This is a genomic window from uncultured Mucilaginibacter sp., from assembly GCF_903893715.1.
Classification (GTDB): Bacteria; Bacteroidota; Bacteroidia; order Sphingobacteriales; family Sphingobacteriaceae; genus Mucilaginibacter.
Window position 1 is genome coordinate 1 of sequence record NZ_CAITNG010000140.1, and the last position, 1,545, is coordinate 1,545.

2 protein-coding genes are annotated in these 1,545 nt (G+C 44.8%); both read right to left on the reverse strand.

The window, feature by feature from the left end; genetic code table 11:
* Nucleotides 1-5: 5 nt before the first annotated feature.
* Nucleotides 6-449 (reverse strand): chromate transporter, encoded by a 444-nt coding sequence (locus QZX97_RS16695; RefSeq protein ID WP_295664822.1) that lies wholly within the window; start codon nucleotides 447-449, stop codon nucleotides 6-8.
* 85 nt (nucleotides 450-534) lie between these two features.
* Nucleotides 535-1,545 (reverse strand): serine hydrolase (locus QZX97_RS16700; RefSeq protein WP_295664824.1); only part of this gene is annotated, 1,011 nt, incomplete at its 5' end.

Below are 1,545 nucleotides of genomic sequence, written 5' to 3' on the forward strand. Positions count from 1 at the left end.
GCACTTTATGCAAGGACAGACTGAACCGATGTCACAAGACGCGAAAGAGTTTTTAAAGCTTTTCGGCCCAGCCGAATCATCATGGCTAATATGATGCCTATGATGGCTGGTTTGATACCGTAAATAAAGGGTGCCACCTGCGGTGGCATCCCATAAGACTTGTAGGCCCAGGCCAGTAAACCGGTAAGGAATACGGCAGGAAGAATAAAACAGGCACCAGCCAGCAGCAAACCACGCCAGCCAGCCCGTTCGTGCCCGCAATGTAACGCCATTTCAGTAGAATTGGGGCCGGGGATTAAATTGGTTGCACCAATCAGGTCCAGAAAGTGTTCCTGGGTCATCCATTGTCGCTTCCTGACAAGCTCTTCCTCCATCATAGCGATGTGAACAGCGGGCCCTCCAAAACCAAGGAATCCCAGTTTTAGAAACACCCGGGCAACTTCGCCCAAGTGCGATCTATTTACTTCTGTGGCAGCCTGCATCGTAGCATAGAGTGTTAAAATTCAAATATATGCAGCCTAAGTAAAGCGTATATTAATAACTGAATTTAAACTTGCTAAGGTTGGGTTTGTATTTGCGTTCGCGTTTAAGTTCTAACTGGTAAATAGTTTGAGCAAGATCGCGCATAAAGGGCAGGCATACAGTTTTGTATTCGTATTTATCGTCATTATAGATATCGTCGTCATTGGATTGAACAACTGCCGATAGGATAAATTCCACCTTGTTTTTAAAATCAACAATATAAGCGTTGTCGATATCGAAGCCGTAGGAGTCGCCCACTTTATTAAATATGCGGATGTCGGGGTTGATTTTCGCCAGGCTATCCGCTCCGTAAAATAGAAATTTGCAATAAGTGGGGTAATAATCGGGCCGGGCATAAGTGGGATATTTGCTTTCAGTCGGGAACATGCTCATATAGTGATAAATAAGTTTATAGTCGTCGGCTGTAAGGTTATACCGTTCATTTTCCGGAAAAACTTCCGGGAAAAGCAATCGCTTCAATACGGCCTGTTGGTCGGCCAGCGGATAAACGTTCGATTTTGAAAAATCGAAGGGCTTCATCACCAATTGATCACTCTTGTCGATATAGCCCTTACCCATGATCATGTTTTCCAACTGCATAGGGTAATCGTTCGCGTCATATTGCGCAGGCTTCTGATATACCAGTTTTGAGCCATTGTAAAAATTGACCGGGTTGGTATGCCGGGTACTTTCGCCGCCATCGCCAATAGCCAGTCGGCCAACGATTCGGGTGCCGGTCAAACTATACTTCCTTAGTTTTTGGTTTATCTCTTCGCGACCGACAAACTCATACAAGCGATTGTAAGCATCGTTATCGCTTACTAAGAGTATTTTTTTAATGTATTGTTCGATACTTGGCAAGCCATTTTTTGCCGAGGTATCTTTGGTGACTTTTGTTTGCCCGGCAAAGGCGCTGTCGGTGAACATGGTTGAATTCCGGCCCAGACCCTTAATCTTCAATTCGTTTAGTTTTTCAAGTGCAAAAATCGCCGTAGGCAGTTTTACTGTACTGGCAGGGTAGAA